General features: G+C 56.4%; 1 rRNA gene. It reads left to right on the top strand.

Going from position 1 to position 1,181, the window contains the following annotated elements:
- Window positions 1-1,179: ribosomal RNA gene (locus ACIQVD_RS34215) — 23S ribosomal RNA — on the top strand; the annotation flags it as partial.
- Window positions 1,180-1,181 lie beyond the last annotated feature (2 nt).

A 1,181-nucleotide genomic window follows, 5' to 3' on the forward strand; every position in this document is an offset into this window, starting at 1 on the left:
GCTCCCTGAGCTGGTGGTGGCCGCAGAGACCAGCGAGAAGCGACTGTTTACTAAAAACACAGGTCCGTGCGAAGCCGTAAGGCGATGTATACGGACTGACGCCTGCCCGGTGCTGGAACGTTAAGGGGACCGGTTAGTCACAATTCGTTGTGGCGAAGCTGAGAACTTAAGCGCCAGTAAACGGCGGTGGTAACTATAACCATCCTAAGGTAGCGAAATTCCTTGTCGGGTAAGTTCCGACCTGCACGAATGGCGTAACGACTTCTCGACTGTCTCAACCACAGGCCCGGTGAAATTGCATTACGAGTAAAGATGCTCGTTTCGCGCAGCAGGACGGAAAGACCCCGGGACCTTTACTATAGCTTGATATTGGTGTTCGGTTCGGCTTGTGTAGGATAGGTGGGAGACTGTGAAACTCGGACGCCAGTTCGGGTGGAGTCGCCGTTGAAATACCACTCTGGTCGTGCTGGATGTCTAACCTGGGTCCGTGATCCGGATCAGGGACAGTGTCTGGTGGGTAGTTTAACTGGGGCGGTTGCCTCCTAAAGGGTAACGGAGGCGCCCAAAGGTTCCCTCAGCCTGGTTGGCAATCAGGTGTTGAGTGTAAGTGCACAAGGGAGCTTGACTGTGAGACTGACGGGTCGAGCAGGTACGAAAGTAGGGACTAGTGATCCGGCGGTGGCTTGTGGAAGCGCCGTCGCTCAACGGATAAAAGGTACCCCGGGGATAACAGGCTGATCTTCCCCAAGAGTCCATATCGACGGGATGGTTTGGCACCTCGATGTCGGCTCGTCGCATCCTGGGGCTGGAGTAGGTCCCAAGGGTTGGGCTGTTCGCCCATTAAAGCGGTACGCGAGCTGGGTTTAGAACGTCGTGAGACAGTTCGGTCCCTATCCGCTGTGCGCGTAGGAGTGTTGAGAAGGGCTGTCCCTAGTACGAGAGGACCGGGACGGACGAACCTCTGGTGTGCCAGTTGTCCTGCCAAGGGCATGGCTGGTTGGCTACGTTCGGGAGGGATAACCGCTGAAAGCATCTAAGCGGGAAGCCTGCTTCGAGATGAGCACTCCCACCTCCTTGAGAGGGTAAGGCTCCCAGTAGACGACTGGGTTGATAGGCCGGATATGGAAGCCCTGTGAGGGGTGGAGTTGACCGGTACTAATAGGCCGAGGGCTTGTCCTCAG

The organism is Kitasatospora sp. NPDC090308, from assembly GCF_044769485.1.
Classification (GTDB): domain Bacteria; phylum Actinomycetota; class Actinomycetes; order Streptomycetales; family Streptomycetaceae; genus Kitasatospora; species Kitasatospora fiedleri.